The organism is Eggerthella sp. 1_3_56FAA, assembly GCF_000185625.1.
In the GTDB taxonomy this organism is placed as follows: Bacteria; Actinomycetota; Coriobacteriia; order Coriobacteriales; family Eggerthellaceae; genus Eggerthella; species Eggerthella lenta.
Map to the genome: position 1 here is coordinate 429,733 of NZ_GL622579.1, position 26,904 is coordinate 456,636.

Annotated in this window: 25 protein-coding genes; 4 read left to right on the forward strand and 21 right to left on the reverse strand. The window is 66.5% G+C overall.

The window, feature by feature from the left end; translation table 11 throughout:
* The first annotated feature begins 120 nt into the window (after nucleotides 1–120).
* Nucleotides 121–1,284, forward strand: a complete 1,164-nt coding sequence (locus HMPREF1023_RS01800) for an AraC family transcriptional regulator (protein WP_009304423.1) — start codon at nucleotides 121–123, stop codon at nucleotides 1,282–1,284.
* Between the two features lie 105 nt (nucleotides 1,285–1,389).
* Here HMPREF1023_RS01800 and HMPREF1023_RS01805 read toward each other — a convergent pair whose 3' ends face one another.
* The 3 genes from HMPREF1023_RS01805 to HMPREF1023_RS01815 all read right to left on the reverse strand — a co-directional run bounded on the left by HMPREF1023_RS01805 (nucleotide 1,390) and on the right by HMPREF1023_RS01815 (nucleotide 4,922).
* Nucleotides 1,390–2,886 carry a helix-turn-helix transcriptional regulator gene (locus HMPREF1023_RS01805; RefSeq protein WP_009304424.1) on the reverse strand — a complete coding sequence of 499 codons (1,497 nt, stop codon included), beginning with the start codon at nucleotides 2,884–2,886 and terminating at the stop codon, nucleotides 1,390–1,392.
* A gap of 178 nt (nucleotides 2,887–3,064) precedes the next feature.
* Nucleotides 3,065–3,340 carry a twin-arginine translocase TatA/TatE family subunit gene (locus tag HMPREF1023_RS01810; RefSeq protein ID WP_009304425.1) on the reverse strand — a complete coding sequence of 92 codons (276 nt, stop codon included), beginning with the start codon at nucleotides 3,338–3,340 and terminating at the stop codon, nucleotides 3,065–3,067.
* A gap of 178 nt (nucleotides 3,341–3,518) precedes the next feature.
* A complete protein-coding gene (locus tag HMPREF1023_RS01815) occupies nucleotides 3,519–4,922 on the reverse strand; it encodes an NAD(P)/FAD-dependent oxidoreductase (protein WP_009304426.1) in 1,404 nt (467 codons plus the stop codon).
* A gap of 321 nt (nucleotides 4,923–5,243) precedes the next feature.
* Here HMPREF1023_RS01815 and HMPREF1023_RS01820 point away from each other — a divergent pair, with 321 nt between their 5' ends.
* Nucleotides 5,244–5,948, forward strand: a complete 705-nt coding sequence (locus HMPREF1023_RS01820) for a hypothetical protein (protein WP_009304427.1) — start codon at nucleotides 5,244–5,246, stop codon at nucleotides 5,946–5,948.
* Between the two features lie 14 nt (nucleotides 5,949–5,962).
* Here the strand turns inward: HMPREF1023_RS01820 and HMPREF1023_RS01825 are convergent, their stop codons facing one another.
* The 6 genes from HMPREF1023_RS01825 to uvrA form a co-directional block, all read right to left on the reverse strand.
* Nucleotides 5,963–6,919 (reverse strand): DUF1848 domain-containing protein, encoded by a 957-nt coding sequence (locus HMPREF1023_RS01825; RefSeq protein ID WP_009304428.1) that lies wholly within the window; start codon nucleotides 6,917–6,919, stop codon nucleotides 5,963–5,965.
* On the reverse strand, nucleotides 6,916–7,800 hold the full coding sequence (locus HMPREF1023_RS01830; protein ID WP_009304429.1) for an alcohol dehydrogenase: 885 nt from the start codon (nucleotides 7,798–7,800) through the stop codon (nucleotides 6,916–6,918). The genes HMPREF1023_RS01825 and HMPREF1023_RS01830 overlap by 4 nt, the downstream gene beginning before the upstream one ends.
* A 157-nt stretch (nucleotides 7,801–7,957) precedes the next feature.
* Nucleotides 7,958–8,488, reverse strand: a complete 531-nt coding sequence (locus HMPREF1023_RS01835; protein WP_009304430.1) for a GNAT family N-acetyltransferase — start codon at nucleotides 8,486–8,488, stop codon at nucleotides 7,958–7,960.
* Between the two features lie 70 nt (nucleotides 8,489–8,558).
* Complete coding sequence (locus HMPREF1023_RS01840) at nucleotides 8,559–10,151, reverse strand: GNAT family N-acetyltransferase (protein ID WP_009304431.1); 1,593 nt, start codon at nucleotides 10,149–10,151, stop codon at nucleotides 8,559–8,561.
* Between the two features lie 178 nt (nucleotides 10,152–10,329).
* A complete protein-coding gene (locus tag HMPREF1023_RS01845) occupies nucleotides 10,330–11,892 on the reverse strand; it encodes a GNAT family N-acetyltransferase (RefSeq protein WP_035578280.1) in 1,563 nt (520 codons plus the stop codon).
* Nucleotides 11,893–12,014: 122 nt separating this feature from the next.
* Entirely contained in the window at nucleotides 12,015–14,906 is a 2,892-nt protein-coding gene (uvrA, locus tag HMPREF1023_RS01850; protein WP_009304433.1) for an excinuclease ABC subunit UvrA, read from the reverse strand.
* A gap of 280 nt (nucleotides 14,907–15,186) precedes the next feature.
* Here uvrA and HMPREF1023_RS01855 point away from each other — a divergent pair, with 280 nt between their 5' ends.
* On the forward strand, nucleotides 15,187–15,537 hold the full coding sequence (locus tag HMPREF1023_RS01855; RefSeq protein WP_009304434.1) for a nitrous oxide-stimulated promoter family protein: 351 nt from the start codon (nucleotides 15,187–15,189) through the stop codon (nucleotides 15,535–15,537).
* 28 nt (nucleotides 15,538–15,565) lie between these two features.
* On the opposite strand, the gene HMPREF1023_RS01860 is transcribed toward HMPREF1023_RS01855, so the two are convergent.
* Entirely contained in the window at nucleotides 15,566–16,255 is a 690-nt protein-coding gene (locus HMPREF1023_RS01860) for a CpsD/CapB family tyrosine-protein kinase (protein ID WP_009304435.1), read from the reverse strand.
* 159 nt (nucleotides 16,256–16,414) lie between these two features.
* Here HMPREF1023_RS01860 and HMPREF1023_RS01865 point away from each other — a divergent pair, with 159 nt between their 5' ends.
* Nucleotides 16,415–16,609: a helix-turn-helix domain-containing protein gene (locus HMPREF1023_RS01865; protein WP_009609120.1), complete on the forward strand. Its 195-nt coding sequence runs from the start codon at nucleotides 16,415–16,417 to the stop codon at nucleotides 16,607–16,609.
* A gap of 153 nt (nucleotides 16,610–16,762) precedes the next feature.
* On the opposite strand, the gene HMPREF1023_RS01870 is transcribed toward HMPREF1023_RS01865, so the two are convergent.
* The 11 genes from HMPREF1023_RS01870 to HMPREF1023_RS01920 form a co-directional block, all read right to left on the reverse strand.
* Complete coding sequence (locus HMPREF1023_RS01870; RefSeq protein ID WP_009304439.1) at nucleotides 16,763–18,955, reverse strand: FtsX-like permease family protein; 2,193 nt, start codon at nucleotides 18,953–18,955, stop codon at nucleotides 16,763–16,765.
* Entirely contained in the window at nucleotides 18,945–19,784 is an 840-nt protein-coding gene (locus tag HMPREF1023_RS01875) for an ABC transporter ATP-binding protein (RefSeq protein WP_009304441.1), read from the reverse strand. Before HMPREF1023_RS01875 ends, HMPREF1023_RS01870 begins: the two co-directional genes overlap by 11 nt.
* A 230-nt stretch (nucleotides 19,785–20,014) precedes the next feature.
* Nucleotides 20,015–21,043, reverse strand: coding sequence for a HAMP domain-containing sensor histidine kinase (locus HMPREF1023_RS01880; protein ID WP_035578284.1), 1,029 nt, complete (start codon nucleotides 21,041–21,043; stop codon nucleotides 20,015–20,017).
* Nucleotides 21,044–21,080: 37 nt separating this feature from the next.
* Nucleotides 21,081–21,749: a response regulator transcription factor gene (locus tag HMPREF1023_RS01885; protein ID WP_009304445.1), complete on the reverse strand. Its 669-nt coding sequence runs from the start codon at nucleotides 21,747–21,749 to the stop codon at nucleotides 21,081–21,083.
* Nucleotides 21,750–21,864: 115 nt separating this feature from the next.
* Nucleotides 21,865–22,341: a hypothetical protein gene (locus HMPREF1023_RS01890; RefSeq protein ID WP_009304447.1), complete on the reverse strand. Its 477-nt coding sequence runs from the start codon at nucleotides 22,339–22,341 to the stop codon at nucleotides 21,865–21,867.
* 153 nt (nucleotides 22,342–22,494) lie between these two features.
* Nucleotides 22,495–22,989, reverse strand: coding sequence for a hypothetical protein (locus HMPREF1023_RS01895; RefSeq protein WP_009609141.1), 495 nt, complete (start codon nucleotides 22,987–22,989; stop codon nucleotides 22,495–22,497).
* A 208-nt stretch (nucleotides 22,990–23,197) separates the two neighbouring features.
* Nucleotides 23,198–24,169, reverse strand: a complete 972-nt coding sequence (locus HMPREF1023_RS01900; protein ID WP_009304452.1) for a tyrosine recombinase XerC — start codon at nucleotides 24,167–24,169, stop codon at nucleotides 23,198–23,200.
* The gene (gene trmFO, locus HMPREF1023_RS01905; protein ID WP_009304454.1) at nucleotides 24,166–25,599 is read right to left on the reverse strand and encodes a methylenetetrahydrofolate--tRNA-(uracil(54)-C(5))-methyltransferase (FADH(2)-oxidizing) TrmFO; all 1,434 of its coding nucleotides are present in this window, start codon (nucleotides 25,597–25,599) and stop codon (nucleotides 24,166–24,168) included. The genes HMPREF1023_RS01900 and trmFO overlap by 4 nt, the downstream gene beginning before the upstream one ends.
* A 29-nt stretch (nucleotides 25,600–25,628) precedes the next feature.
* Complete coding sequence (locus HMPREF1023_RS01910; RefSeq protein WP_009609143.1) at nucleotides 25,629–25,925, reverse strand: DUF2442 domain-containing protein; 297 nt, start codon at nucleotides 25,923–25,925, stop codon at nucleotides 25,629–25,631.
* Between the two features lie 11 nt (nucleotides 25,926–25,936).
* Nucleotides 25,937–26,203, reverse strand: coding sequence for a DUF4160 domain-containing protein (locus HMPREF1023_RS01915; protein WP_009304457.1), 267 nt, complete (start codon nucleotides 26,201–26,203; stop codon nucleotides 25,937–25,939).
* A gap of 15 nt (nucleotides 26,204–26,218) precedes the next feature.
* A partial coding sequence (locus tag HMPREF1023_RS01920) for a DNA-processing protein DprA (protein WP_009304459.1) occupies nucleotides 26,219–26,904 on the reverse strand: 686 nt, incomplete at its 5' end.

Consider the following 26,904-nt stretch of genomic DNA (forward strand, 5'->3'; position numbering starts at 1 on the left):
GGGCGCCCGCAGCGGCGCCCTCGGCGGACCAAAGGGTTGCGGAGGGCGCGAAGTCTGGTATATCCTTGAAGTTAGCCATGACTAATAATCTAGCGATGCAACGAAAAGGAGCGGCGTGCAATGAGCGATCGCGATGATTCAGCCGAAATTCTAGACGATGACGCCGAAATGAGGTGCGCGGCGGCGGGATCGGGCTCGCGCGCCCTCGTCGAGTCGAACCTGATCGGCGTCGGGGGCGACCCCGCGGCGCGCTCGCGGGCGGCCTACCTGGCGCAACGCACCTCGCTGGCGGACGGCTTGGGGTCGAACGGCCCGTTCACCGTCCACGACATCTACGAGACGCAGATCGCCTCCATGCACGGCGTGCGCGTGGAGGCCGCCGAGCGCGGGCGCGTGGGCATGCTCTGGGAGATCGACGAGCGCTACGGCCAGGGAACCTACTGGTACTACCCGCTGGGCGACGACCTGTCCGTGGCGATCTTCGACCTGCAGTTCAACCGGGAGGTAGGCTTCACCTGCCAGACGCCCGACCTGTTCTGCTTCGGGTCGTACGGCCGCAACATGGTGCCCTACTTCGGCATCACCGACGACCCCGCCGACCGGACGCTGCTGGGCTACGCGTGGAAGTCGCAGCCCTACGGGCAGGTGACGAAGGCCGACGAGCGCCTCGACGTGACGAGCATCTGCATGCTGCCGAAGGGCCTGCAGCGCCTGAGCCTGGCGTGCCACTGCGACCCGCTCGTGCTCTCCCGCGCCATCGCCTCGCTCGACGGCATGCAGGATGTGCCCGGCCTCAACATGGTGTTCGACGAGATGAAGCGGGCGCGGCCCTCGTCCATCACCGCGCCGGCCTACTACGAGGCGAAGGTCACCGAGGCCGCGGCGATGCTGCTGGACTGGTCGCTGGCCAACGCGCGCGGGGCGGCGAGCGCCATCCGCGCGGCCGACCGCAGCGCGCTCAACCTGACGCGGGCCCACATCCGCGAGCACCTGGACCGCGCCGTGCCCTCAAGCGAGCTGTGCCGCATCGCCTGCATGAGCGCGAGCAAGCTGACGAGGCTGTTCAAGCAGGCCGAGGGCATGACGCCGCAGGAGTACGCGCGCACCCTGCGCATGGAGCGCGCCTGCGAGCTCCTGGGCGACACCGACCTCAGCATGGCCGAGATCGCCGCCCGGCTGGGCTTCGCGCGCCAGGGCAGCTTCTCGGAGGCCTTCAAGGAGCGCTTCGGCGCCACCCCGCAGGAGTTCCGCGCGCTGCGGGCCGCCCGCAGGAGCGCCCGCTAGCGCCCGGCCCTCGCACGCTGTCTCTCTTCGCACATGTGCCGATCAGCGCGCGGCATCGGGTACCCTGCACGTTTCACGCGCTTTCCCATCACGCCGGCGCCCTCCTCAGCCGCGTCGTGCCAGATCCTGCGACGTCCGCTCGCCCAAATCGATGAGCTCCTGGCGGCCGTGCGTTCCCGTCTTGACGTAGATGCGCCGCAGGTGCGTGTCCACCGTGCTCTTCGAGATGAAGAACTCCGCGGCGATGCGCTCCCCCGTGCGCCCCTTGAGCGCCAACGGAAGGATCTCGGCTTCGCGCTTCGACAACCCGTGCTCCGAGGCGATGAGACGGCATGCGTCGTCGAAGCGGTCGGCATCGCGCACGATGACCGACAGGGCGCGGAAATCCCGCTCGGTGAACAGGAAGAGGTACGCGTACAACGCGGCCAGGCCCGCGAACGCGGCGACGGCGTAGGGCACCTGCCCGGCCGGCTCCAAAAGCTCGATGCCGTTGCCGCAGGCGATGCCCGCCAGCTCGCCCGCGTACAGCGCGGCGAACCCGCGCGCGAACGAAACGGCGGCATCCTGCCCCGTGATCTTCGCCATGACGAGGAACAGCGACACCAGCACGAAGGTGAGCCCCAGATAGCCCGCCAGCACGATGGCCTCGCCCGGAACGCCGAACGAGCCCAACACGGGCACGAACAGAAAACCCGCCATCATCACCAGAACGGCCAACCGGTACACCCCGTCGAGCGGCCCGTCCACGGCGCCGCCCGTCTTGCCCGCCGGATCCCCTGCCTTGCCGAGGCTCACGCCCAGAAGCTGCAGCGATGCGATGCAGAACAGCACGAGCAGCAGCAAGCTGGCCAGCACCGTGGGCGTGGAAGCCATGCCGGGATCGGAGCCGAACGTCTCCATGAAGCCTGCGGCCAGGCCGAACAACACGGTACCGGCGATGATCTTCTTCGAAAGCCGCGCCGTCTCGTCACGCTGCTCCTTCGTCGCCAAGAGGTCGCCGAAGGACAAGGAGCCTCCCTGGGACGTCCCCTCGCTTGCGGCGGCGCGCGTCGGCAGCAGCCCGCGCAGCGCGAAAGCGCTTCCCAGCGGAAGCAGCTTGAGGGCGAACGCCGCCTGGGGCGCGGCGATCGCGACCGCGAGCAGGCAGACGCCTGCCGCGACGGCCGCGGACAAGAACACCTGCGGCACCGAATCGCCCACCGGCCGGCGCCCGAGCGCCCGGCCCCATGCGGCCAACATGAAACCCGCCGGCAGGCCGACGAGCAAGCTCTCCAGCACGATGCCGTGGTCGCCCCCTCCGGCGATGGCGGGCATGAGCGAGCCCAGCACCAGCAGCCCGGCGTAGCACCACACGAGCGGCCGAGACAGCAGCGCATCGCGCGCACGCGGCGAAGCCATCCGCAGCAGCGCGAACGCGATCAGCATGCACGCGAGCGTGCCCCATAGGTCGGCGCGCTCGAAGGCGAACGGGCCGTCCCCGAACGCGCGGTTCTCTCCAAGGTAGAACAACGAGAACACGAACCCCTCGTTGCAGGCGAAACCGCCGATCACCCGCAAGGCCGCCGTTCTGCCTTCCTTATCGGCGCGCAAGCCGAGATGCACGTGCTCCCCTTTCTCCGTCAGGCCTTACAGCTCCATCATAACGGAGATGCCGTGTCGCTTCGCGCCTGCCGCCCGCCCTCCTCAAAATGCGCAACCGCCCGCGGCACGGATGCCGCGGGCGGTTGCTGGGCGCGAGGGAGGGAGGGTTCGCGCCTCGGTAAGGGAAGGATAGGTTGGTTTATGCGACCTTGTCGACCTTGTCGGCCTTCTTGGCCACCTTGACGGTCTTCTTGGGGGCGGCAGCGGGAGCAGCTTCCTCCACGATTTCCTCAACCGCCTCTTCCTCGTCGTCGGCTTCCACCAGCTTCTCACCGCCGCCGAGGCCTTCGCGCAGGCTCTTCACGGTCTTGCCCACCGACGCGCCGAGCTTCGGGAGGTTCTTGGGGCCGAAGATGAGCAGTATGACGGCGAGGATGATAAGGAGCTCGGGTACCCCCATGCCTAAGATTTTCATGTGCGCCTCCTACAGCGTATCGGTGGCACGCGTCTCGCCTGTGAGCCGCCGCCGGTTTCAACGAGGCACATCATGCCCCAGAACCGGCGGCGCGCCTATCGTGCAGACGCATGATTTTATGCGCATAGAAGCACGAATCCGTGTCATGCAAACGGCGTACGGGATGCGTCCTGCCTGCTCACAGCTCCTCTGCCACGACACGCCCTGCTAGCCAGCCCATGACGCTGGCCATCATGAGCCCGCGCGTCCATCCGCTGGAATCGCCGAGGCACATAAGGTCGCATACGCTCGTCAGGAAGCGTTCGTCCATCTTGACGCGGTTGCTGTAGAACTTGAGCTCGGGAGAGTACAGAAGCGTCTCCTGCGCTGCGAACCCCGGCACCACCTCGTCGACGGCCAGCATGAAATTGAGGATGTTGGTCATGGCGCGGTACGGCATGGCCGCCGTGATGTCGCCCGCCACCGCATCGTCCAGCGTGGGTGCCACGTTCGAGCGCACGAGCTCCTTCTCCCACGTGCGCTTGCCGTCGAAGATATCGCCCAAGCGCTGCACGAGGATGCGTCCGTCGCCCAACATGTTCGTGAGCTCGCCCACCTTCTGGGCATAGGCGATGGGCTGGTCGAAGGGGTGCGAGAAATTCTGCGAGCACAGTATGGCGAGGTTCGTGTTCGGCGACTTGCGCTCCTTGTAGGAATGGCCGTTCACCACGGCGAGACCGCCGTCGTAGTTCTCCTGGCTGACGAAGCCGCCGGGGTTCTGGCAGAACGTCCGCACCTTGTTCTTGAACGGGCGCGGATAACCGATGAGCTTGCTCTCGTACAGCACGTCGTTCACCGTCTCCATAACCTCGTTTCGCACTTCCACGCGCACGCCGATGTCCACAGGACCGGGTGCGTGCGCTATCGCATGCTCGCGGCACATGCGCTCGAGCCAGTCGGCGCCGCGCCGGCCCGTGGCCACCACGGTACGCCGAGCGCGGATCTCGCACGCGCCGTCCGGGCCGGCGACGGCCACGCCTCGGCACCGCTCTCCCTCGATGAGCACCTGGGTGCATTCCGTGCGGAAGAGCAGGTCCACGCCCGCCTCGCGCAGGTGGCGCTCGATACGCGCGTACAGATCGCGGGCGCGCTCGGTGCCGAGATGGCGCAGCGGGCAATCTACCAGCTTGAGACCCGCTTTGATAGCGCGGCGGCGGATCTCGTCCACCTCCGGTTTGCGTTCTGCGCCCTCCACGCGCACGTCGGCGCCGAAGCCCAGGTACACGCCGTCCACTTCCCCGATGGCGTCCTGCGCCTCATCACGCCCGATGAGGTCGGGCAGGTCGCCGCCTACGTCGGCCGACAGCGACAGCTTTCCGTCCGAGAACGCTCCCGCGCCCGAGAACCCCGTCGTGATACGGCAGGGTTCGCAGTTCGCGCATGGCGCGCCCGCCTGCTTCGGGCATACGCGATCCTCCACCGCCAAGCCTTTGTCCACCATGACGATGCGCCCCGTGAAGCCCCGCTCCAAAAGGGAGAGCGCGCAGAAAATACCGGCGGGGCCCGCCCCCACGATGACCACGTCGGTGTCGATGGTTCGCATAAGCACGCTCCTGTTCCCGCGCCGTTCCGACGGCGCGATTCGTGTTCTGCATCATTGTACCCCTCCTGCCGTAGGCTCGTCCGGGATCCGGCGACGGGAGAGGAACAGCCGATCGGAGCGGATGCTTCGCATGAGGAGCTCCGACGCGGAACGCGGCCTGCCCGCCAAGTTCCTGTGAAGGATTCTTGAACCTCGTGTGACGGTTCGCCGGACATTCATAAGGTCGCGAACTGCGACGTTGCCGTTTTGTTACCCTTCCTCTTCGCGCCCGCAACCATACCACGCCAACGAACCCGACGCGGACGCAGGAAGGATGCCTCAATGGTATCGCACCCCTCCCGTCGCGCGCTCGCGTTCGGCGCGGCGGTCTCCCTCGGCATCGCGTGCATCGCACCCTCGCAAGCTGCGTTCGCCGTCGAAAAAGCTCCCGCGATCCCCCTCGTCCGGCCCGCCGTCCTCTCCGCAGCCGTCACGCTGCCGGGCGCTGCCGCCGAAGAAGCCGTCGCCGACCTCGAGCAGGTGCGCGCTCTCGCGGCGCAGCGAGCAGCCGAGCAGGCCGCCGAGCAGTGCGACAAGCGCCTCGACTACGACCCCGCCCTCATCGCCGCCATCGGCAACCAGTCGACGGGCGGCCACACCATCTGCTGCCCCGCCTATGCGTGCGCCTACGGCGACGCGATCCTCACCGGCCAGGCCAACGACCACGGCGCGTACGGCTGCGGCTGCTGCACGTGGCCCGGCTGGGGCGGCGGCAATTCGTCGTTCCGCTCGCTCGGCTCCGACGAGGCTTTGCTGCGCGAGGCCTACGACGAGATCGCGGCCGGACGGCCCACGGTCGTCCACGTGGCGGGCCCTTACGGCGAGCACTGGATCTGCCTCATGGGCTACCAGGGCGTGGAGGATCCCGATGCGCTCTCGCTCGACAACTTCATCGCACTCGATCCGGCGAACGGCCTGGAGGTCACGGCATCCTATCGGTACGCGCCCTACGGCGACGCCTGCGAGCACGTGAGCGACCTCCGCTAACGCCGCACCTATCCTCAGAACAGGCGAGGCGGCGCTTCGGGCAGCTTGGCCGAGGCGCATTCCTCCACTGTATCGTCGGGAGCCAGCTCGTCGCAGAGCATCGGCGAAGCCGGATCGTAGCGCCGCAAGCGCCAGGGATCGGCCGCCCCGCACGGCGCGGCCGACGTCCCCGGATTGGCGTAGCAGTACACGCAGCCGTTCGCGCACGTGTCGTACGTGCCGATGTCCACGCTCGGCGAGCAACGGCAGGCTCCCCTCCGAGCGCCGCCCGGAGCGCGTTTTGCCCGTACGCCTGCAACGCGCTCCACGACAGCGGCATCGATGCACCCTGCTCGAGCCAGCCCCGCATCGTCGAGCGCCCCGTCACCGCAACCGCCCACCTCGATGCCGCGCGCGGCGCCCAGTTCGGCCAGCCGCAGCGCAAGCGCGGCCTTCGCCTCTTCCGGCACTCCGACGAACCCGAGCGCCGCCATGCGACCGGCGATCTTCGGGTACATGTCGAGGAAGCTGATGCGGCAGGTGCGCGTGCTGCCTTCCAACCGCGCCGCGAACGCCTCGAACCACTGCATATGGTGCGCGATGTCGTAGGCGCCTCCCAACAGGATAGGGCTGTAGCGCCACACCACGCGATCGGGCCCCAGAGCGTCAGCAAGCGAGCGGAACGTTTCCAGCAGCCGCGCCTTGCGGGGCAGGCCCGCCTCCACGTCGGCACCGTAGGCGTTGAGCGTGAACTGCACGAAATAGGGCGATGGGCAGACGCGATCCAGTTCGGTTTTGCGCGCGAGCAGCACGGAAGGATCCTTCGTCCAGAACGCGACGCAATCCACCGTGTCCGGAGACAGGATCACACGGCTCACCCGAGTGCGCACCGCCGGGTTGCGCACGAGCGCGAAGCCCTCTTCGAACCGTCCGAGCAGCCAGTCGAAATGAAACCGCGGGATGTCGGTTCGTCTCGATGCGCTGACGATCACAGCTCTTCGATGACCTTCGCCGACACAACGTTGCTGGGGGAGATGAGGATGGTGCCGACCTTGCCCGCCTCGGGAGCGTCCACATAGAAGGTGCCGTCGATGGTTTCGCCCATCACGAACAGGTCCTCGTCTTGAGTCGAGATCACGATGTCGATGCCGGAGGCGTCGTCGACGTAGGCTTTGTCGGGCGTTATGGCCACGATGAAGTCCACCTTGTACTTGACGAAGTACGCCACCTGCTTCTCGATGGCGCGCACCGTGGTGGGGGCGGTCACGCTGAACACGCCGAAGCGATGACCGCCCTTCTTGAGGATGATGCCTTCGCCGTACTGCCCGAGATCGGTCGTGTCCAAGGAGAACACGGTGGCCTTCTTGTCCTCGTAGCTTTTCTGAGCCTCCGCCACCGTCACGGTCGGCTTGGACTTCGCGCTCGTCCCGTTCGAGCGCGCTCCCGCCGCCGCGCTCGCATCCGGTTCCGCTTCGACCGCCGACGAAGCAGCATCCTTTTCGGGAAGCTCCCGCTCGTCCGCTTCCCGTCCGGATTCCTCGCGCTCGGATGGCTTCCCTTCGTCGTCATCGGCGGCAGGATCGAGCTCGTGCGACCCCTTCTCGTCCGAAGAAGCCGAACCAGCAGCCCCCTTCGCGGCCTTTTCCTCCTTCGCCGCTTCCGCCGCCTTCTCGGCTGCCGTCTGCGGCACGGCGGTACCCTCGTACACGATGGCGGTATAGCCGTCCATACTGCCGAACGTGTCGTCGATGTTCGACGCGGCAACATTCCAGGAATGCCCGGCGACCAGGTACCATCCTAAGCCCAGAAGGCTCAGCACGATGAGGGCGGCGAACACCGCCAATGCTATTTTCTCGCGCGATTTGACCGACATAGTGCTCCGTATTATACCCTGTGGCGAGCGGGCGTCCGCCGAAGCGCGCGAGCGACAGAATTTCGACAGGAAGCTGAACGGCACCGCGCCCGAACGGCGCGTTCCCGACAACGACGCCCCTTTCCGGTCGCCAGAATCTCGGAAGAAGCTCGCCTGGCTACACGAACCGCTCGTAAGCGATGCGCTCGGGCGTCCCCCCTTCGGCATGGGCGATGTAGATGATGCCGCACTGCTCATAGCCGGCTTTCGCCAGCAGCTTCCTCATAGGCGCGTTGCCGGGGTGCGTGTCGATGCGGACGCTGGCGCTTCCGTTCGCGCGCGCCAGCTCTTCGGCGCGAGCCAGCAGAAACGTCGCGGCGCCGCGATTCTTCCCGTCGGAAGCCACGGCCACTCGGTGCACCACGCCGTAGCACGGACGCTCGGACGTGCAGGAAGTGAGCCACGAGCCCTCTTCGATGCGATCGTAGTCGCGCTCGCCCGAGAAGCCGATCATAGCGGTGGCAACGATGCGGTCGTCGGCCTCCACCACGTAGGAGTCGCCGCGAGCCGTATCGTCCTCGATGACGGCGCGATGCGGGTAGCCGCCCTGCCATTGGTCGATGCCGAGCGCTGCGAGCGAGGCGCGGCCGTCGGCGAGGATGCTCATGATGCGATCGATGTCGCATGCGCAGGTTCTGCGAAATTGCACAGGAGGTTCTCTTTCTTCTTTGGATACGTTCGCTAAACAGAGGTTGGGTTGGAGCGGCGAAGCCGAAAGGCTACAAGACGCGTTCGAACACGGCTCGGTGTTTGACGCGGCCGAAGCGGGAGCGGATCTCCACGTTGCCGCAGAACTGATAGCCGTACGACAGCAGCAGCTCGCGCATGGGGACGTTGTCCTCGTAGATGTCGCAGCAGATGCTGACCTTCCCGTCGCCCTTGGCGATGCGCTCGGCGGTTCCCAGGATGTAACCGCCCACGCCGCGTCTTCGCGCATCGGACGCCACGGTCACCCAATGCAGCGCCGAGTAGGCGGGGTTGTCGGGCGAGGAGGGCTCCGTGGCCCACTTCGCACCCGTCATGTGCGCATAGGCGGGATCGCCTTGAGGATTGAGCGCGAACATGCCGATGATGCGGCCTTCGTCGGCCGAGGAGCCATCCGCCCTCGAATCGCTCGAGGACGCAACCACGACATAGGTCTTCCCCGCGTCGATGGAACGCATGAGACGGCGCGCGGACGGGTACTTCTTGAGACCTTCCCTTATGCCGAGCGAGGCCATGGCGCGATGACCGCCCTCCAGCAACGCCTTCGCGCGTTCGAAGTCGTCGCGCGTGGCACGGCGCGCCTTGTAGTAGCCCAGCTCGGTGGCGCGCCCTTGGAACGGCGGAAGGTCGTATGCCGCCCCGTCGTACGAGGCCGCGCCGCCGGAGCCCTCTTCGCGCTCGGTGACGAGGAACACCATGCCGATGATCATGGCGCAACCGACGACGTCGACGACGCCCACCGGCGTGCCCAGCCACACCGCCGAGATGACCGTGGCCGACACCGGCTCGACGCAGCCGACGAGACCCGCGCGCACAGGGCCGGCGTCGGTGATGCCCTGGAGGTAGAACAGGTAGGCGGCGAACGTGCCCACGATGATCATGGCGAACATGACCCCGGCAAGCTCGGGCGAAACCTCGACGGGGATGGTCCAGGGCTGCACGGCGACGGTGGCCACCGCGCCGCCGATGAGCATGGCGAGGCCCGTCACGATGAAGCTGCCCCACTTCTCCAGCACCTTGCCGGGAAGCAGCGTGTAGAACGCCAACGCGAACGCCGAGATGATGCCCCAGAACAGGCCTTCCGCAGGAATGGCCAACGAACCGAGGTTGCCCTTCGTGGCGATGAGAACGGTGCCGCCGATGGCGAGCACGAGGCCGGCGGCCTCGCGGATGCGCGGCAGGCGCCGCATGCGCAGGCACACGTACACCATGATGACGATGAGGCCGAGGCGCTCCAGCACGGTGCCGGTGCCCGCGTTCGTGTAGGAGATGGCCGACAGGTAGCTCACCTGGGTCAGAAGCACGCCCAGCAAGGCGAACGCCGCGATGCGCCCGAGCGAGCGCACGTCGCGCAGAGCGGCCAGCAGGTTGCGCGGCTCCCGCACGCCGCACACCACGAGGAAGATGACCGCGGCCAGCAGCAGGCGCACGCAGGTGATCCAGGAAACGGGAACGCCGAAACCGCTGGTCATGAGCTGGGCGCACGTGCCCGAGAAGCCCCAGCAGATGCCGCCGAGAGCCGCGAAGACGATGCCGCGGACCACGTGGTTGCCCGATGCGACGGTACCGCCGCCCTGCCCGGAGCCCGATGCGACCGTCTGACCCACGTTTCCTCCTCTCATCGATCCTGCGCCTCGCGCGGCAGCAAGCCTCTCGGCCGGCGCCACGTTGCATCAGCGCATTGTCGCATGTATGGGCAGCGCGGTAAAGATGTTTTGCAAGAGTTTTGCCCCAGTTTTGGACAGGCGAGCAAAACACCATGTCAAGGGGTGAATACCCCCTCCGTCAACGCAACATTCTCTCGTAGCCCACGCGATGTTTCACACGCCCGAACACGTCTTTGATCGTGATGGTTCCGCAGCGTTCGTACCCGTGCTTCTCAAGCAGGTTCTGCATGGGCCCGTTCAGCTCGTAGACGTCGGCGCGAATGCTGGACCGGCCGCCCGCACGGGCGATCTGGTCGGCCTTGTCGAGGATGAACATGCCGACGCCGCGGCGGCGAGCCGGATAGTCGACGGCCACCCAATGCAGCTCCGCATAGGGCTGCGGTTCGGCCGACGTGTCGGTGAGCCAAGCGCCGTCGATGGGGCGCTCGTAGTTCTTGTCAGGCGAGAAGGACACGGCGAACATCGCGATCATGCGGCCGTGGGCATCCTCGATGACGTGCGTCGTGCCGTTCTTGATGCTGTGCATGAGACGACGCGCCGATGGGTACTTCTTGCTCCGACCCTCGTCTATGCCGAGCTCCGCGAACGTCTGATGCCCGACGTCGAGCAGCGCCGTGGCACGCTCGAAATCATCGCGCGTGGCCGGACGGCTGGTGTAGTAGCCCAGCACCGAAGCGCGGCCTGCGAACAGCGGCGGGTCGTCGTAGGCGTCGGCGAGCGCGCCCTCGCCCTCGGCGGCCTGCTCCGTTTTCGGCTCTCGCTCGGTGACGAGGAAGATCATGATCACGATGAGCGCGCATCCTGCGAGGTCCCAGCCGCTCACCGGCGTATGGAGCCACGCGAGCGCGAGGATCATGGCCGAAACGGGCTCGACGCAGCACAGAAGGCTCGCCTTGACGGGGCCTGCGTCGTTCACGCCCTGCAGATACAGCATGTAGGCTCCCAAGGTGCCCACGATCACGATGGCAACCAGCGCCGCGATGCCGCCGAGCGGCAGGTTCACCGGCATGGTCCACGGCTGCACCACCACCGAGGCGGCCGATCCGCCGAACAGCATGGCAAGGCCCGTCACCAGCATGGAGCCCCACTTCTTCAGCACGCGCACGGGCATGAGGGTGTAGAACGTCAAAGCCACGGCCGACACGAGGCCCCAGGCCAATCCCTCGGCAGGGATGGCGAGCTGGTCGATCTCGCCTTGCGTGGCGATGATCAGCATGCCGCCCAGCGCGAACACGAGGCCTGCCGCCTCGCGAGCACGCGGCAGGCGCTTGGCGCGAACGCACACGTACAGCATGATGAGCACGAGCCCCACCTGCTCGATGGTAGTGCCCACGCCGGCACTCGTGTAAGAGATGGCGTTCAAGTAGCTGAGCTGGGTCAACAGCACGCCGAATATGGCGAACGCCGCGATCTGCGCGAGCGAGCGCCAGTCTCGGAACACCGCTACGAGATCGCGCCAGTTGCGCACCGCGGTAAGGAACAGGAAGAACACGGCGGCGATAACCATGCGCACGCAGGTGATCCACGTGGCGGGAGCGCCGTAGTCGTTCATGAGCAGCTGGGCGCACGTGCCCGAGAAGCCCCAGCAGATGCCGCCCGCAAGCGCGCATACGATGCCGCGCACAACATGACGGTTCCCCGCCGCCGTTTCCGCCACTTGAATCGAACCCTCTTCCCGCATGCTCTCTCCGCCGTCTGCAAAGCGGGCATTGTCGCACGTCCCGCCGACGCGGTAAAGGGGGTTTCGAGAGATCGCCGCAAAACACCAGCAAGCGGTCGAAAAGATCCCTCGGCCTGCGCTCCCTACAGCCGGCCGTCCTCCAGCATCTTCTTCACGAAGGCGCCGGTGTAGCTGCCCTCCACCTGGGCGACCTCCTCGGGCGTGCCCTGGGCCACCACGGTGCCGCCGCGCTCGCCGCCCTCGGGGCCGAGGTCGATGATGCGGTCGGCGCACTTGATGACGTCGAGGTTGTGCTCGATGACCAGCACGGTGTTGCCCGCGTCCACCAGGCGCTGCAGCACGATGAGCAGCTGGCGCACGTCCTCGAAGTGCAGGCCGGTGGTGGGCTCGTCCAGGATGTAGAACGTCTTGCCGGTCTGGCGGCGCTGCAGCTCGCTGGCAAGCTTCACGCGCTGCGCCTCGCCGCCGGACAGCGTCGTGGCCGGCTGGCCCAGGCGGATGTAGCCCAGGCCCACGTCGAACAGCGTCTGCAGCTTGCGCTTGATGCCGGGGATGTTCTCGAAGAACGCCAGCGCGTCCTCCACGGTCATGTCCAGCACCTCGGCGATGTTCTTGCCGCGGTAGGTCACCTGCAGCGTCTCGCGGTTGTAGCGGTCGCCGCCGCACACCTCGCACGGCACGTAGATGTCGGGCAGGAAGTGCATCTCGATCTTGATCTGGCCGTCGCCTTTGCACGCCTCGCAGCGCCCGCCGTTCACGTTGAACGAGAAGCGACCCGGCGAGTAGCCGCGGGCCTTCGACTCCTGCGTGGAGGCGAACAGCGCGCGGATGTCGTCCCACAGGCCTATGTAGGTGGCCGGGTTCGAGCGCGGCGTGCGCCCGATGGGGCTCTGGTCGATGTTGATCACCTTGTCGATCTTGTCCAGCCCGGTGATCTTCTTGTAGGCGCCCGTGCGGCGGTGCGCGTGGTTCACGCGGTTCGCCAGCGCCGGCGCCAGCGTATCGGTGACCAGCGAGCTCTTGCCCGAGCCGGACACGCCCGTGACCACGGTGAGCGTGCCGAAGGGAACCTCGAGCGTGACGTTGTGCAGGTTGTTCTCGGTGGCGCCCGTCAGCTTGAGAGACCCGCGGCGCGGCTTGCGGCGCTTCTCGGGCACCTCGATGCGGCGCCGGCCCGACAGGTAGTCGGCCGTGAGCGAGCCGTCCGCCTTCATGATCTCGTCCGGCGTGCCGATGGCCACGATCTCGCCGCCGTGCTCGCCCGCGCCCGGGCCCATGTCCACCACGAAGTCGGCGCTGCGGATGGTGTCCTCGTCGTGCTCCACCACGATGACGGTGTTCCCTAAGTCGCGCAGGCGCTCGAGCGTGGCGATGAGCCGCTCGTTGTCGCGCTGGTGCAGGCCGATGGAAGGCTCGTCCAGGATGTAGAGCACGCCCATGAGGCCCGCGCCGATCTGCGTGGCCAGGCGGATGCGCTGCGCCTCGCCGCCGGAGAGCGTCGCCGTGGCGCGCTCCAGCGTGAGGTAGTCCAGACCCACGTCCACGAGGAACTTGAGGCGCGCCTTGATCTCCTTCACGATGGGCCCGGCGATATGCTCCTCCGACCCGTGGAACGCGAGGCCGTCGAAGAATTCGAGCGAGTCCGCCGCGCTCATCTCGGTGATGTCGTGGATGGAGCGTTCGTTCACCGTGACGGCGAGGATCTCGGGCTTCAGGCGCTTGCCGCCGCAGGTCGGGCACGGAACGATGGCGAAGTAGCTGGCCAGCTTCTCGCGCTGAGCGTCGGACTGAGCCTCCTGGTAGCGGCGCTGCACTGCGGCCAGCGCTCCCTCCCACTCGATGTACCAGTACGTCTCGCGACCGTCCACCGTGACGTAGTCGACGCGCACCTTGTCCTTGCCCAGGCCGTGCAGAAGCCCGTCCTGCGCCTTCTTAGGCATATCCTCCCACGGGGTGTCGGCGTCGGTGCCGAGGTGCGCGGCCACGGCGCGCAGCACCTGCGGGTAGTAGTTGCCGGTCTTGAACGGCGCGATGGCGCCCTCGTTCAGCGACAGCGACGGGTCGGGCGCCACCAGCGACGCGTCCACCTCCTCGCGGCTGCCGATGCCGAGGCAGTCGGGGCAGGCGCCATAGGGTGCGTTGAACGAGAAGTCGCGCGGCTGCAGCTCGTCCATGGAGTGTCCGTGCTCGGGGCATGCCAGCGCGAGCGAGAAGATGTGCTCCCCCGCGCCCAGGCCGCCCGTCGCGCCGGACGAGCGCCCGCCGCCCTCGCCGAGCGGCTTGCCGTCGTCGCCCAGCACCTGCACGAGCACGCGCCCGTCGGCCAACTTCGTGGCCAGCTCCACCGCCTCGGCGATGCGGCTCGTCGCGCTCGCTTTAAGCTGCACGCGGTCCACCACCACGTCGATGAAGTGCTTGATCTTCTTGTTGAGCGTGCGCGGCTCGCCGTCCAGCTTCACGATCTCGCCATCGATGCGCACGCGGCTGAAGCCCTCCTTCTGCAGGTCGGCGAACAGCTTCGTGAACTCGCCCTTGCGGCCCGCCACCACGGGAGCCATGATGATGGCCTTCGCATCGGGCGCGAGGGCGAGGATCTCGTCGGTCACCTGGTCGGTGGTCTGCTTCTTGATGACGCGGCCGCACTCGGGGCAGTGCGGCACGCCCACGCGCGCGAACAGGAGGCGCAGGTAGTCGTAGATCTCGGTGGTGGTGCCCACCGTCGAGCGCGGGTTCTTCGACGTGGTCTTCTGGTCGATGGACACCGCCGGCGACAGGCCGTCGATGCTGTCGAGGTCGGGCTTCGACATCTGGCCCAGGAACATGCGCGCGTAGCTGGACAGGCTCTCCACGTAGCGGCGCTGGCCCTCGGCGTACATCGTGTCGAACGCCAGCGACGACTTGCCGCTGCCCGACAGGCCCGTGATGACCACCAGCTCGTCGCGCGGGATGGAGAGGTCGATGTCCTTGAGGTTGTGCTCGCGGGCACCCTTGATGACGATGGCGTTCTGTCCCATGTGGCTTATCGCTCTTTCTATCGTTCGCAGCCCGGCGCGGCGCCGGAGTCGAATATGGCTACCGGAGAACTATCATTTCCGTGCAATCGCTCATTTTAGCGCAGTCCGACCGCGGAATAGGCAAAAACATCCGTTCGTCTGATTCGTTCAAATTCTGAGCACAAACTGTTCGATTCGGCATGGTTCGAGGTCGATCCGCATTCCCCGACTCAAGGGAAAAACGCGCGTGCGCGTTCGGTTGGATTCTGGTATCCTCGCGATCGAGACCAGGAGGAGTCACATGACCCAACAGGACAGCCCCAAGATCGCTCGGCGCCGCGACCGCGAAAAGCGCACCATATCCCAAATGGTGGCGTTGTACTGCGCCGACAATCACGACGCGGCCGCGCGAACGGAAACCGCCCACTGCGGCGAGGCCGTGTGCCCCGGCTGCGCGAGCATCGACGCCTATGCCGTGCTGCGCACCGAGCGCTGCCGCAAGATGGACGTGAAGACCTCGTGCGACGAATGCGAGCACCACTGTTACAAGCCCGAGGAACGCGAACGCATCCGCGCCGTCATGCGCTACGCCGGCCCGCGCATGCTGAAAAAGCATCCTTTGGCCGCCATCCGCCATCTGCTGGGAAAGTAGAGGCGCCTTCGACCCGCATGCCGAGACCCTACTCCGCTTTGTCCCCGTAGGCGGCATAGTAGGCCGACGTTGCGGTATCGCAGCAGTTCATTACCGTCCCCACGAGATTAGCGCCCGCCGCGCGCAACTGTTCGGCTGCCTTCTGGACGCTTGCGCGCTCGACGAAGCCTTCGCGCACCACAAGCAGCGTCGCATCGGATACCTGGGCGACGACGGCGGCGTCCACGAACGCGCCCACCGGCGGAGTGTCGATGACCACGTGGTCGTAACGAGCGGCCAGGCATCCGAGCAAGCGCCTGAATCGTTGGGAATCGAGAATGTCGACGGGGCTGGTCACGCCTGCTTCGGCATCGAGGAAATGCATGCGCGGCTGACGAGTGGCCACGATAGCCCGCCCCGGTTCCTCATCCCCCATCACGACGGCGCAGAGCCCGACGGGAGCGCGCACCCCCAACCTGTCCGCCAGCGAGCGCCGCCGCAGGTCGCATTCCACGAGCAGCGTGCGCTTCCCCGCCACGGCCATCACGCGAGCCAGCTCAACGGCCACCGTCGTTTTGCCCTCGTTCGGCACCGAGCTCGTCACCACGATCGTGCGCATCGGCTTGTCGAAGCTCATGAACCCCAAGTTCGCGTACAGCGTGCTCATCGCGTTGCGCTGCAGCGGGCGCGGAAGCTCGGCGTTCAGAACCCTCGTCTTCTTCTTGAACATCTTCATCATCGATTCTCCGGTTCGCGCAGGAGGAAGCCCGGCTCGACCGCCCAGGGTCGCTTACGCACCGTCAAACTTCCTCCCACATCCTCAACACGGCTTCATATATGAAGCCGTGTTGAGGATTATACCGAATAATCTGAACGAATGGATGCTGATAGGAAAAGAGTGCTTTTAGGGAGCGCGATTCGCGAGCGAAGGGAGGCGCAGAGCCTGTCTCAGCAGAAGCTCGCCCTCATGATCGGCAGCAGCAAATCGCACATCTGGCGCATCGAGTCGGGACGCGTGAGCGTGGGTCTCGACGACCTCGGCCGTATCGCCGACGCCCTCGACGTGCAGGTCCGCGACCTCTTCTCGTTCTAACCGCGCATCGTTCGAGGCGCGGCACCCCCCCCCGAAACACGTTGTCGCCCGAAAGCCGCTGTTTTCACGCTGAAAACGCGGCTTTCGGGCGACAACGAGCATGCGGAGGCGGCCCCGACGCAAGCCGACGGGGCCGCCAACCGGCTCCTCTTCCTAGCCCAACAGCTTCTTGCCAAGCGAAGCGCGGATGATGCTGCGGCTGGCGAAGTGCGTGACCAGGAGATACGCCCCGTACACGATGCCTGTCAGCACGCCGGTCATCAGCGCGGGCTCGAGAACCGAAACGCCCAGCTGCGCGAGCACCGCATCGCTGATGACGCCGACGGCGCATACGGTATGGCACACGGCCAAAGCGAGCGGAACGAGGAAGTACACGAGCACCTGCGCGCGCAGCGACCGGAAGATCATACGGCGGTCGCAGCCGATCTCGGCGAGCACCCGGTAGCGCGCCAACGAGTCGCTGGTCTCGGACAGCTGCTGGATGGCCAGAATGGCAGCCGTGGCGATGAGGAACACGAAGCCGATGTACAGTGCCAGGTACGAGATCATCATATTCATGCCGCTCGACTGGACGACCACCTCCTCGGCTGTGAACGAGAGCGTCACCGGCCAGGGCTTCGGGCCGAACTTCCACCCCGAAGCCGCCACCTCGGCGCTGGGAGGAGAAGCCTCGCCCAGCATCTGCGCGAGCAGCTTGTCGCCTTCGGTTCGGCTCGTCTTGTACATGAGGTTGAGCACGGACTGCTCGGGCACAACGCCCTGGGCGCGCAGGTCGGCGATCACCGAGTCGGGGACGATCGCCTCGGCGCCGCTCGAAGCGAACGCGGCGTCCTCCAACGGCTGGCGCCGCAGCTCGCCCGTCGACGTCAGCGTACGACCGGCCGCTTGGATGGTCTCGCCTTTGCCTGCGAGCGCCTCGGCAAGGCCCTGCATGCCGTCGAGCGTGTTGTTCACGGCGTAGCCGTCCTCGCCCACGTCCACCGTGGGCCGACCCGTCAGCTCGGCAAGCGCATTGAACTGCGAGACCCCGACCAGCGAGATGCCCTGCCTGTGCATCGCCTCGTTCTGCTTATCGTTGCCCGTGTCCTTGCCGTAGCGATCCATGATCGCGCCATAGCTCTCATCGGCGTCCACGTACACGTCGACCTGCACCGAGCGATCCACCAGCGCGTCCCACGTCGGCGAAGCGTCCGCCAGCTTCGCGGCGATATCCCAATCGTACGCCTCGGCGTCCGCGGCGATGGCGGCGGCCTTCTCGTCGGCGACTCGCTGATACTCCCGATCCTCCTCGCTCATGCTCGCGAGCGCCTCTTCGTCGTGGATGCCGCCCGCGTTGAGGTACACGTTCGCCGTGAGCGTGGCGTCGTACAGCGTGCCCTCCTCGACGTTGCCGCTGAACGCGCGCGCCAGGCCCATGCCCGTGGAGAACACCGTGAGCGAGAAGAACAGCATGATGCATACCACCGACAGCGACACGAACGCCGTGTTCACCTTGCTGGCGATCTGGCGCGTCGTGAACATGGCAAGGCCCTTGAAGTAGATGCCGCGCGTGCGCTCGATCGCCGCAAGCGCGAAGCCCGCGAGCGACCAGAAGAATAAAAACGTGCCCGCCACCATGAGCGCCGTGGCCCGCCAGAACCCTTCGTCGAACTGCATGAGGCCGTTGTCGACAAGCGTAACGTACGACCACGCGATCACGGCGACGGCCGCGAGGAAGCCGACGAGGCTGATCCAGGGGTTGCGCACGCGGAAGCGCGCGTTCTTCGAGCGGGCCGACAAGAGGTCGATGAGCTTGTAGCGCCGGATGGACAGCGTGTTGAACAGCCCCGTCACGGCGAAGATGAGCACGAAGCAGCCCAGCGTCAGCAGGAAGGCGTTGGTCGAGAACACGAATCGGTACTGTTCCATCTGGATGTTGAACAGCCCCGCCGTGACGAACGACAGCCCTTGCGACAACGCGAAGCCCAAGGCCAGGCCCACGCCCAGCGAAACGAGGCCCACCGCCACCGTCTCCAGAAGCACGATGACCGACACGCTGGACGGGTTCATGCCCAGCATGAGGTAGGTGCCGAACTCCTGCTTGCGTCGGCGGATGAGGAACCCGTTCGCGTACAGCACGAGAAAGCCCAGCACGCAGGCGATGACCACGCTGAACATCCCCAACATCTGACCGGTCATCTCGAACACGCTGGCCGTGGCGGTATCCTCAAGGTCGAACAGGATGGACTGGCCGGTCACCGAGTTGAACGCGTAGAACACCGCCACGCCGAACACGAGCGTGACGAAGTAGATAGCGTAGTCGCGTACCGAGCGCCGAACGTTGCGGAAAGCGAGTTTAGCCAGCATCGCGCACGTCACCGCCCAGGAACGTCACCACTTCCATGATGCGGTTGAAGAAGTCGCCGCGGCTCGTGGCGCCGCGGCGGATCTCGTTGAACACCGCGCCGTCCTTGATGAACAGGATGCGGCTGGCGAACGAGGCCGCGAACGAGTCGTGCGTGACCATCATGATGGTGGCATGCAGATCGGCGTTCATCATGGACAGGGTCTCCAGCATCACCGTGGCGCTGCGCGAATCGAGCGCGCCCGTGGGCTCGTCGGCCAGCACGAGCTTCGGATCGGCGACCATGGCCCGCGCCGCGGCGATGCGCTGCTTCTGGCCTCCGGACATCTGGTAGGGGTACTTGCCAAGCACCTCGTCCACGCCCAACGTGCGGGCGATAGCCTGCACGCGAGGCTTGATGGAGGCGGTGGACTCGCCCTTCACCGTCAGCGCCAGCGCGATGTTCTCGAAGCCGGTGAGCGTGTCCAGCAGGTTGGAATCCTGGAAGATGAAGCCCAGGTCGTCGCGACGGAACTTCGCCAACGCGCGGGAGCGCAGGCCCGTGATGTCGCGCCCGTCGACGAGGATGTGCCCGCTCGTCACGGTGTCGATGGTGGCGACGCAGTTCAGCAGCGTCGTCTTGCCGGAGCCCGACGGCCCCATGATGCCCACGAACTCGCCGGGGGCCACGTCGAAGCTGATGTCGTTGATGGCCCGGGTGACGGAATCGCGGTTGCCGTACACCTTCTCGATCTGGCGCACCGACAGGATGGGACGGGCGCCGAGAGACGGAGCCGCGCCTCCGGGGCGCGCCGCCGTCTGGGTTTGCGGAGTCGCGTAGACTTCGGTCATGATCGTATCCTTCCTCGCTTGCAGGTCTTCGACCATGCTACGGCGCGGCGCGCCCGGGCGCCATCGAATCGCGTGACGCGTACCTTACGAAAATGCAAGGCAGCGCGGCCGGAACCCGCAGGCCGTCATCCTGATCGGAGGCCGCAGGCCGGAGTCGAAGGATCCCGCGCGGTGCCAGCTGCGGCGGTTCCCGCTATCGCCGCACGAAAGACAGAGGAAGCGCATGCCCTTCACGACAGCAGGTCGAGCTTGCGGCGGTCGTGCGGGAACGCCAGCAGCACGCGCGTGCCCTTCCCCTCTTCCGAGGCCAGCGCCACGGCGAGACCCATCTTCGCGCACAGCTCGGCCACGAGGTACAGCCCCATGCCCGTGGACGAGCCCGCACGCCTGCCGTTCTCGCCGGTGAAGGCGCGCTCGAACACGCGAGGCACGTCGCCGGCCGGCACGCCCCAGCCGTCGTCGGCCACCTCGAGCACCGTGCGCGCGTCGCTGGTCCCTGCTCCCTCCTCCCGCACCGAGAAGCGCAGCGTGCTCGCGCCGTATTTCCCCGCATTCGCCACGAGCTGGCCGATGACGAAAGCGAGCCACTTCACGTCGGCGAACACGCGAACGTCTTCGTCCACGTCCACCGTCGGCGCCACGCCGCGCTCGATGAGGAAGCGCGCATGCTTCCGCAGCGCCTCCCGCACGGCCTCGGCGAGGCTCGTCTCGCGGATGGCATAGTCCTGGACGAGCGAGGTGGAGCGCGCATAGTACAACGCCTGCTCCACGTAGCCCTCGATACGGTCGAGCTCGCCCTTGATCCGTGCGGCCTGGGGACCGTGCAAGCCTGAGGCCATGAGCGCCGCCGCGGCGATAGGCGTCTTGATCTCGTGGATCCACAGCTCTATGTAATCGCGGTAGGCTTCGGCTTGCTGCTTGTGCGCGGCCACGTCGTCGGCGGCGGCCTTCCCCGTCGCCTGCAGGGCCTCGTAAGCCAGGCGTCCTTCCAGGAAGTCGGGAGGTTCTATGAGCGCCGTTGCGTAATAGGTGCGGTCGAGGTCTCCCACCACCTGTTCGAGATCGCGGTAAAACGCGCGACGACGCGCGTAGTCCACCGTCAGGGCGAAGGCCGCGCATGCCAGCACGATGCATGCCGCCAGCACCGAGGCGTCCGGACCGGCACCGAGCACGGCGACCACGGAGCCGATCGCGATCGCGCACACGATGGCGACGGCGACGGAAAGGGCACGATCCCTGAGAAAGGCTGCCGGGCTCATCGCGCACGGCACCCCCGGAGTCGTCGGGGCGCGCGCATCACACCACGTATCCCTGCCCGCGGCGCGTGACGAGGAAGTCGTCGGGCACGCCGATACTCGCCAGGCTCTTGCGCAAACGGTTGATGTTGACGGTCAGCGTGTTGTCGTCGATGAACGCATCGGACTGCCACAGCTCCACCATCAGCTCCTGGCGCGAGATGATGGTGTCGTGATTCGCCATGAGCATGTGGAGGATCTTCAGCTCGTTGCGCGTCAGGTCGACGGAACGTCCGCCGTGCTCCACCCGCCCGCGCGCCACGTCCAGCACCACGCCTCGATGCTCGATACGCGTCGGCGGCTCGGTACGCTGCGTACGGCGCAGAACCGATTGGATGCGCGCAAGAAGCACGGCTGGGTTGTAAGGCTTCGTGACGTAGTCATCGGCGCCGAGGTTCATGCTCAGAACCTCGTCGAACTCGCTGTCGGACGACGTGAGCATGATGACGGGCACTTGACTCGAGCGCCTGAGATCGCGGCAGACCGTATGGCCGCCCGTGCCGGGAAGCTTGAGGTCGAGGATCACGCAGTCGGGCGCAGCCGCCAAAACATCGTCCACGATGCGGTCGAAGGCGGTGCCGGTCAGCGCGGTATGACCCTGCAGTTCGAGCAGGCGCATAAGCTCCTCGCGCAACGACGCGTCGTCTTCCACGACGAATATCCGTGCCATTCGCCCTCCTCACACCGTCCGCATAAGACGGCTCCCTCGACTTCGATACCTCCCCATGGTACGCAGCGAAGCGCTTCCGTCGGCGAGGCGTAACCGTTTCGTTGCCGCCCCGAAGCTATTCCTTATGATGTTTGGTGTACGTGCCGGGCATCGCCGGACACGCAGGCTTCGAGCTTTTGAAGTAACGCAGTATGAAGCTGACGCCCGCAACCGCCAACGCAGCGCCCAACCCCGTATAGAAGAACGCGATGAACCACTCGGGCACGACGCCCGATGCGCGCAAGGCGATACCGCCGCCCATCATGATGGCCATCATGATGTAGCCCTTTTTATCGAAGAACTTGAACAGGTGGGTTTTGTCTTCCTCGTAGCCCCTGATCCTGCTCGCATGCTTGCCAACCATCTTGGTGAACACGAAGATATGGAACAGCACGAATATGAGGAGGGTCCCCCCTATCAAGACCCAGAACAGCCACCCGGTCTCGTCCAGGAAAGCCGAAAGACCGATGTTCACGATGTTCGCGCCGGCAATGAGCCACACGATGCCGGCGACGAGCAGAAGTTTGTCGGTCGAAACCTTCAGCAGCTGCATGTCATGCTCCTTCGATGCGCCTTGTATCCGAACGCCCGCGACGCGGAGGCCGCGCGCGGGCATCTGAACATTATAGGCTCGAACTCGACGGGGGCAAGGGCGGGCCGACGTTCTCCATAGCGCGATATCGGCCTGCGGCGCGGCATCGACGCGCTACTTGACGCCCTGGGGAACGCGAGCATCGTCGGCATTCGTTCCCGCGCCTGCAACGTCAAGGATCTCGATGGTCGTGGGCTTGAAATCGGTGCCCGATCCCGTGCCGCGCATGACGATGACGTCGTCGGCGGAAAGGGTGCGGCCCTCGAGTTCGGCGCCCGATTCATCGACGATGGAAACGTCTCCCTCGTCGAAGGTTATCTCGTCCTGACCCGCGTTGAAAGCCTGCGAGCCGCTGCCGTCGTTCGCATTGGCGAGGGTGCCTACCACAACCGTGGCCGTAGAACCGTTCATAGCCATGACCTGACCGTATTGCACGGTCTCGCCGATGGAGCCCTCGGCCTCGTTGCGCGATTGCTCGTCGGCGTTCAGCTCTTGCTGGGCCTGCGGGTTGTCCTCGGCGTCGTTGGCCGCGCAGCCGCTCAAAAACGGTACGAAAGCGAGCACGACGGCCATCGCGCCGGCGAACGCCCGCATCTTCTTCTTGCTCATGGAAACCTCCTTATGGTCGGTGCGCAACGCGCACATCGCGAGCATGTACGACGAATGCACCCGATTGTGGAGGAACAGGCGGGAAGGCTGCGCGGCGCGCGGCGACCGTCAGGAAGCGGTCACAGCTCCGCAACCGGCCGGGAACCGGAAAAGCGCGCACAAGGGGACGGAAAGCGTGTCAAAGGGACGGGTGGTTCGACACGGTGCTCTATCCTCGGGGGTGGGTGCGAGCGTGCACCTGCTTGAGGCGGCCGGGGGAAAGATGGGTGTAGATCTGCGTGGTGGACAGGCTGGCATGTCCCAGCATCTCCTGGACGCTGCGCAGGTCGGCGCCCCCGTCCAGCAGGTCGGTGGCGAAGGTATGGCGCATATCGTGCGGCGAGAGCGACTCGTCCAGACCTGCCTGGCGCAGCGCGTCCTTGAACATCTTGCGGATGGCGTCGGTGCCCATGCGGTTGCCGCGCGTGGACACGAAGAAGTAGTCGCAGGTGCGGTCGCGCAGGATCAGCGGGCGGGCCCACGTGGCATAGGCGCGCATGGACGACACGGCCATGTCGTGCAACGGCACGATGCGCTCCTTCGACCCCTTGCCGAACACCTTCACCTGCCCGCTTCCGAAATCCACGTTGGCCGCAAGCAGACCGGACGCCTCGGACACGCGGGCGCCGCATGCGTACAGGAATTCCAGCAGAGCGAGGTTCCGCGCATCCACGGACGACTGTTCGCGCTCGCGCCCGGCCGCGTCGCGCTTGCCGTACACCGTCAGCAGCTTCACCATGTCCGACGCCCGGATGACGTGCGGCAGGCTCTTCGGCTGTTTGGGCCCCTGCAGAATGCTCGCGGGGTCCTCGTCGGCGATGCCGGTGACGTTGAGCCAGCGGAAGAAGCTGCGCAGCGCCGACAGGCGGCGGTTCACCGTGGTGCGCGAGTACTGTGCGCGGTCGAGCTCGCCCAGGTAACGGCGCAACTGGCGATGCGTGGCAGCGAGGATGTCGATGCGCTCGCGGCACGCCCAACGCGCGAAGTCCATAAGATCGATGCGGTAGGCGCGCAACGTGTGCACCGAGGCGTTGCGCTCCACGCGCATGGCGTGGCAAAACGCGTCGATCAGCTCGACGATGCGCGGATCGCAGTCGAGAGGGTCGACGCGCAGGGACGACGAGGCACCGTCTGCAGTCATGAGGATGCCTCCGGGCGAGCGGCTGCGTCGGATGAAAGGCCGCGCGCGGCCAGCTCGGCCTTGTACGCCGCGAGCGCCTCGGCGCCGCGCTCGGCGTAGGCGGCGTAGCGGTCGCGCTTGTTGCGGATGCGCTGCTCGAACGGGGGCAGGATGCCGAAGTTCACGTGCATGGGCTGGTAGTCCTTGACGGCGGGATCGGTGGCGTAAGCCAGAAGCGCGCCGAACGCCGTCTCGCGCGGGAGCGCGGGCGCCTGCGCGCCGCGAAGCTCAGCGGCCACGGCGAAGGCGACGTGGAGCCCCGAGCGGATAGCCTCGCAGTACCCTTCGGTGCCCGCGATCTGACCGGCAAGGTGCACCGGAACCCCGAGGCGCTCCGCCTCAGGCGAGCGCAGGCGCAGGCTTTCGTCCAGCAGGCGCGGCGCGTCCACGAACGTGTTGCGGTGCATCACGCCGTAGCGCGCGAACTCGGCGTTCTCGAGCCCGGGGATGAGGCGGAACACGCGGCGCTGCTCAGGGAAGGTGAGGTTCGTCTGGAACCCCACGAGGTTGTAGCTGGAACCGTGCGCGTCCTCGGCACGCAGCTGCAGCGCGGCCCATGGGCGATGCCCCGTGCGCGGGTCGGTGAGCCCCACCGGCTTGAGCGTGCCGAAGCGAGGCGCGTCGTGTCCCTTGCGGGCGATCTCCTCGATCGGCTGGCACGCCTGGAACAGATCGCGCGTCTCGAAGTCGCGGCGGATCACGCGCTCGGCGGCCACGAGCTCGTCGACGAAGGCGTCGTACTCCTCGCGCGAGAACGGCGCGTTCAGGTAGTCGCCCGCATCGGCGGCGGCGTCCTCGTAGCGGCTCTGGCGGAACAGCTTCGCGTAGTCGAGCGAATCGGCCATGACGATAGGGGCGGCGGCGTCGTAGAAGGCCAGGTGCTCTTCGCCGGCGAGCCGGGAAAGCGACGCGGCCAGCGCGTCGGACGCGAGCGGCCCTGCGGCCACCACGAGCGCATCGGCGCCCTCGGCGGCTTGAACGAGGTCGACGACCTCCTCGTGCACGAGATCGATGAGCGGATGCGCCTCCACGAGCGCGGTCACCGCCTCGGCGAACGCCGTCCGGTCGACGGCCAGCGCACCGCCTGCGGGCACGGCATGCAGCTTGGCCTGGGCGTACAGCTGCGATCCCAGCTCGGCCAACTCGCGCTTCAGCATGCCGGCCGCGCTGTCGGGCTTCTCGCTTTTCAGGGAGTTCGAGCACACGAGTTCGGCGCAGCATCCCGTGACATGAACGAGCGTGGGCGTCTTCGGGCGCATTTCGACCAAACGGACCCGCACGCCACGATCGGCGAGCTGCAAGGCCGCCTCGCTCCCAGCGAGCCCGGCCCCTACTATGGTTACTGATTGAGACATGCCGACTAGGATAGCAAAACACAGGCTCCAGCGCATCCGGAAACCCTCGAAACTACGCGCGTTTCTTACCGAACGCGCTCGCTCATCGCGAACAGGGCCTCCGGATACACTTCCTGGCCGTCCGGCCATCCAAGCGCCATCCCGCCGTCGATGATCCGAACGAGCTTCAAATACTCGTCGTCCCGCAGCCGTTCATACGCGCCTCCGCGTTTGAGGAACGACGAGACGTCGAGCCGGCGAAGCTCGCCCGTTTCAAACTCCAGCAGCAGAAGGCAGCCTCCTTCGGCAACGACCTCAACCAGATCGGGTTGGCTTTTGTTCATCACCATCCCGCGCTCTTCATCGAGCACCGGATACCACATGCTACCACCGCCTATCGCAAAGGATCGATCCGAAATGCGGCAAGCCCCTCGCTCATGAGCTTCCAATCGGCCTCCAGCTCCTCTTGATGAAGCACGATCCATGCTCGGAGCAACGCGAGCTTTCGAGGAGGGAAACGGCCGTCGAAAACCCTGCCTTCGAAATCGATAGAGCATTCGAATTCCGCGAACCGAGCATGGATATGAGGCGTATGGTGCCTGCCGTCCGCCTCATTATACATAATGATCACGATGCCGTAGAACATGGATAACGTCGTCATCGCGCTCCTCCTCTCTCATCTCACCGCCGGGCCCCAGCGGCCGTCGGGGTGGCGGGCGACGGCGCCGGCGAGCTCGGCTTCGACGAGGCGCTCCATGAGCCAGGATCGCGCATCCTCCCCGCCGCACGATGAGGCGGCGATCGCGTAGAGCTGCTCCATGCTCAGCGGCTCGGCGCGCAGCGCGTCCGCCACCGGGTTCGACGGCTCGTCCGCACGCGGCGCACCGGTGCGCTCGACGGAAGGGACGGTCTCCTGCTTCAGGCATCCGAACAGCGAGAACAGCGCATCCTCGAACGTCTCGTCATCGATGACGGGCGTCGCGCCCTGGTAGATGAGGCGGTTCGCGCCACGCGACGAGGCAGCGGTGATGGCGCCGGGCACCACGAGCACGTCGCGGTTCGCCGCCAGCGCCTCGTCGGCCGTGGAGAAGGTTCCCGACGGCAGTCCCGCCTCCACGATGAGCGTGGCGCGGGCGAGCCCGGCGATGAGGCGGTTGCGCAGGCGGAAACGGTACGGCTTGGGATCCTCGTCCCACACGTGCTCGGAAACCACCGCCCCGCCCCCGTCGACGATGCGCTGGAACAGCCCCTCGTGCTCGGCGGGGTACAGCCGGTCGCACCCGCCGCCCAGAAACGCCACCGTGCGCCCGCCCTCCTCCAGCGCGGCCGCATGCGCCGCCGCGTCGCAGCCGCGCGCCCCGC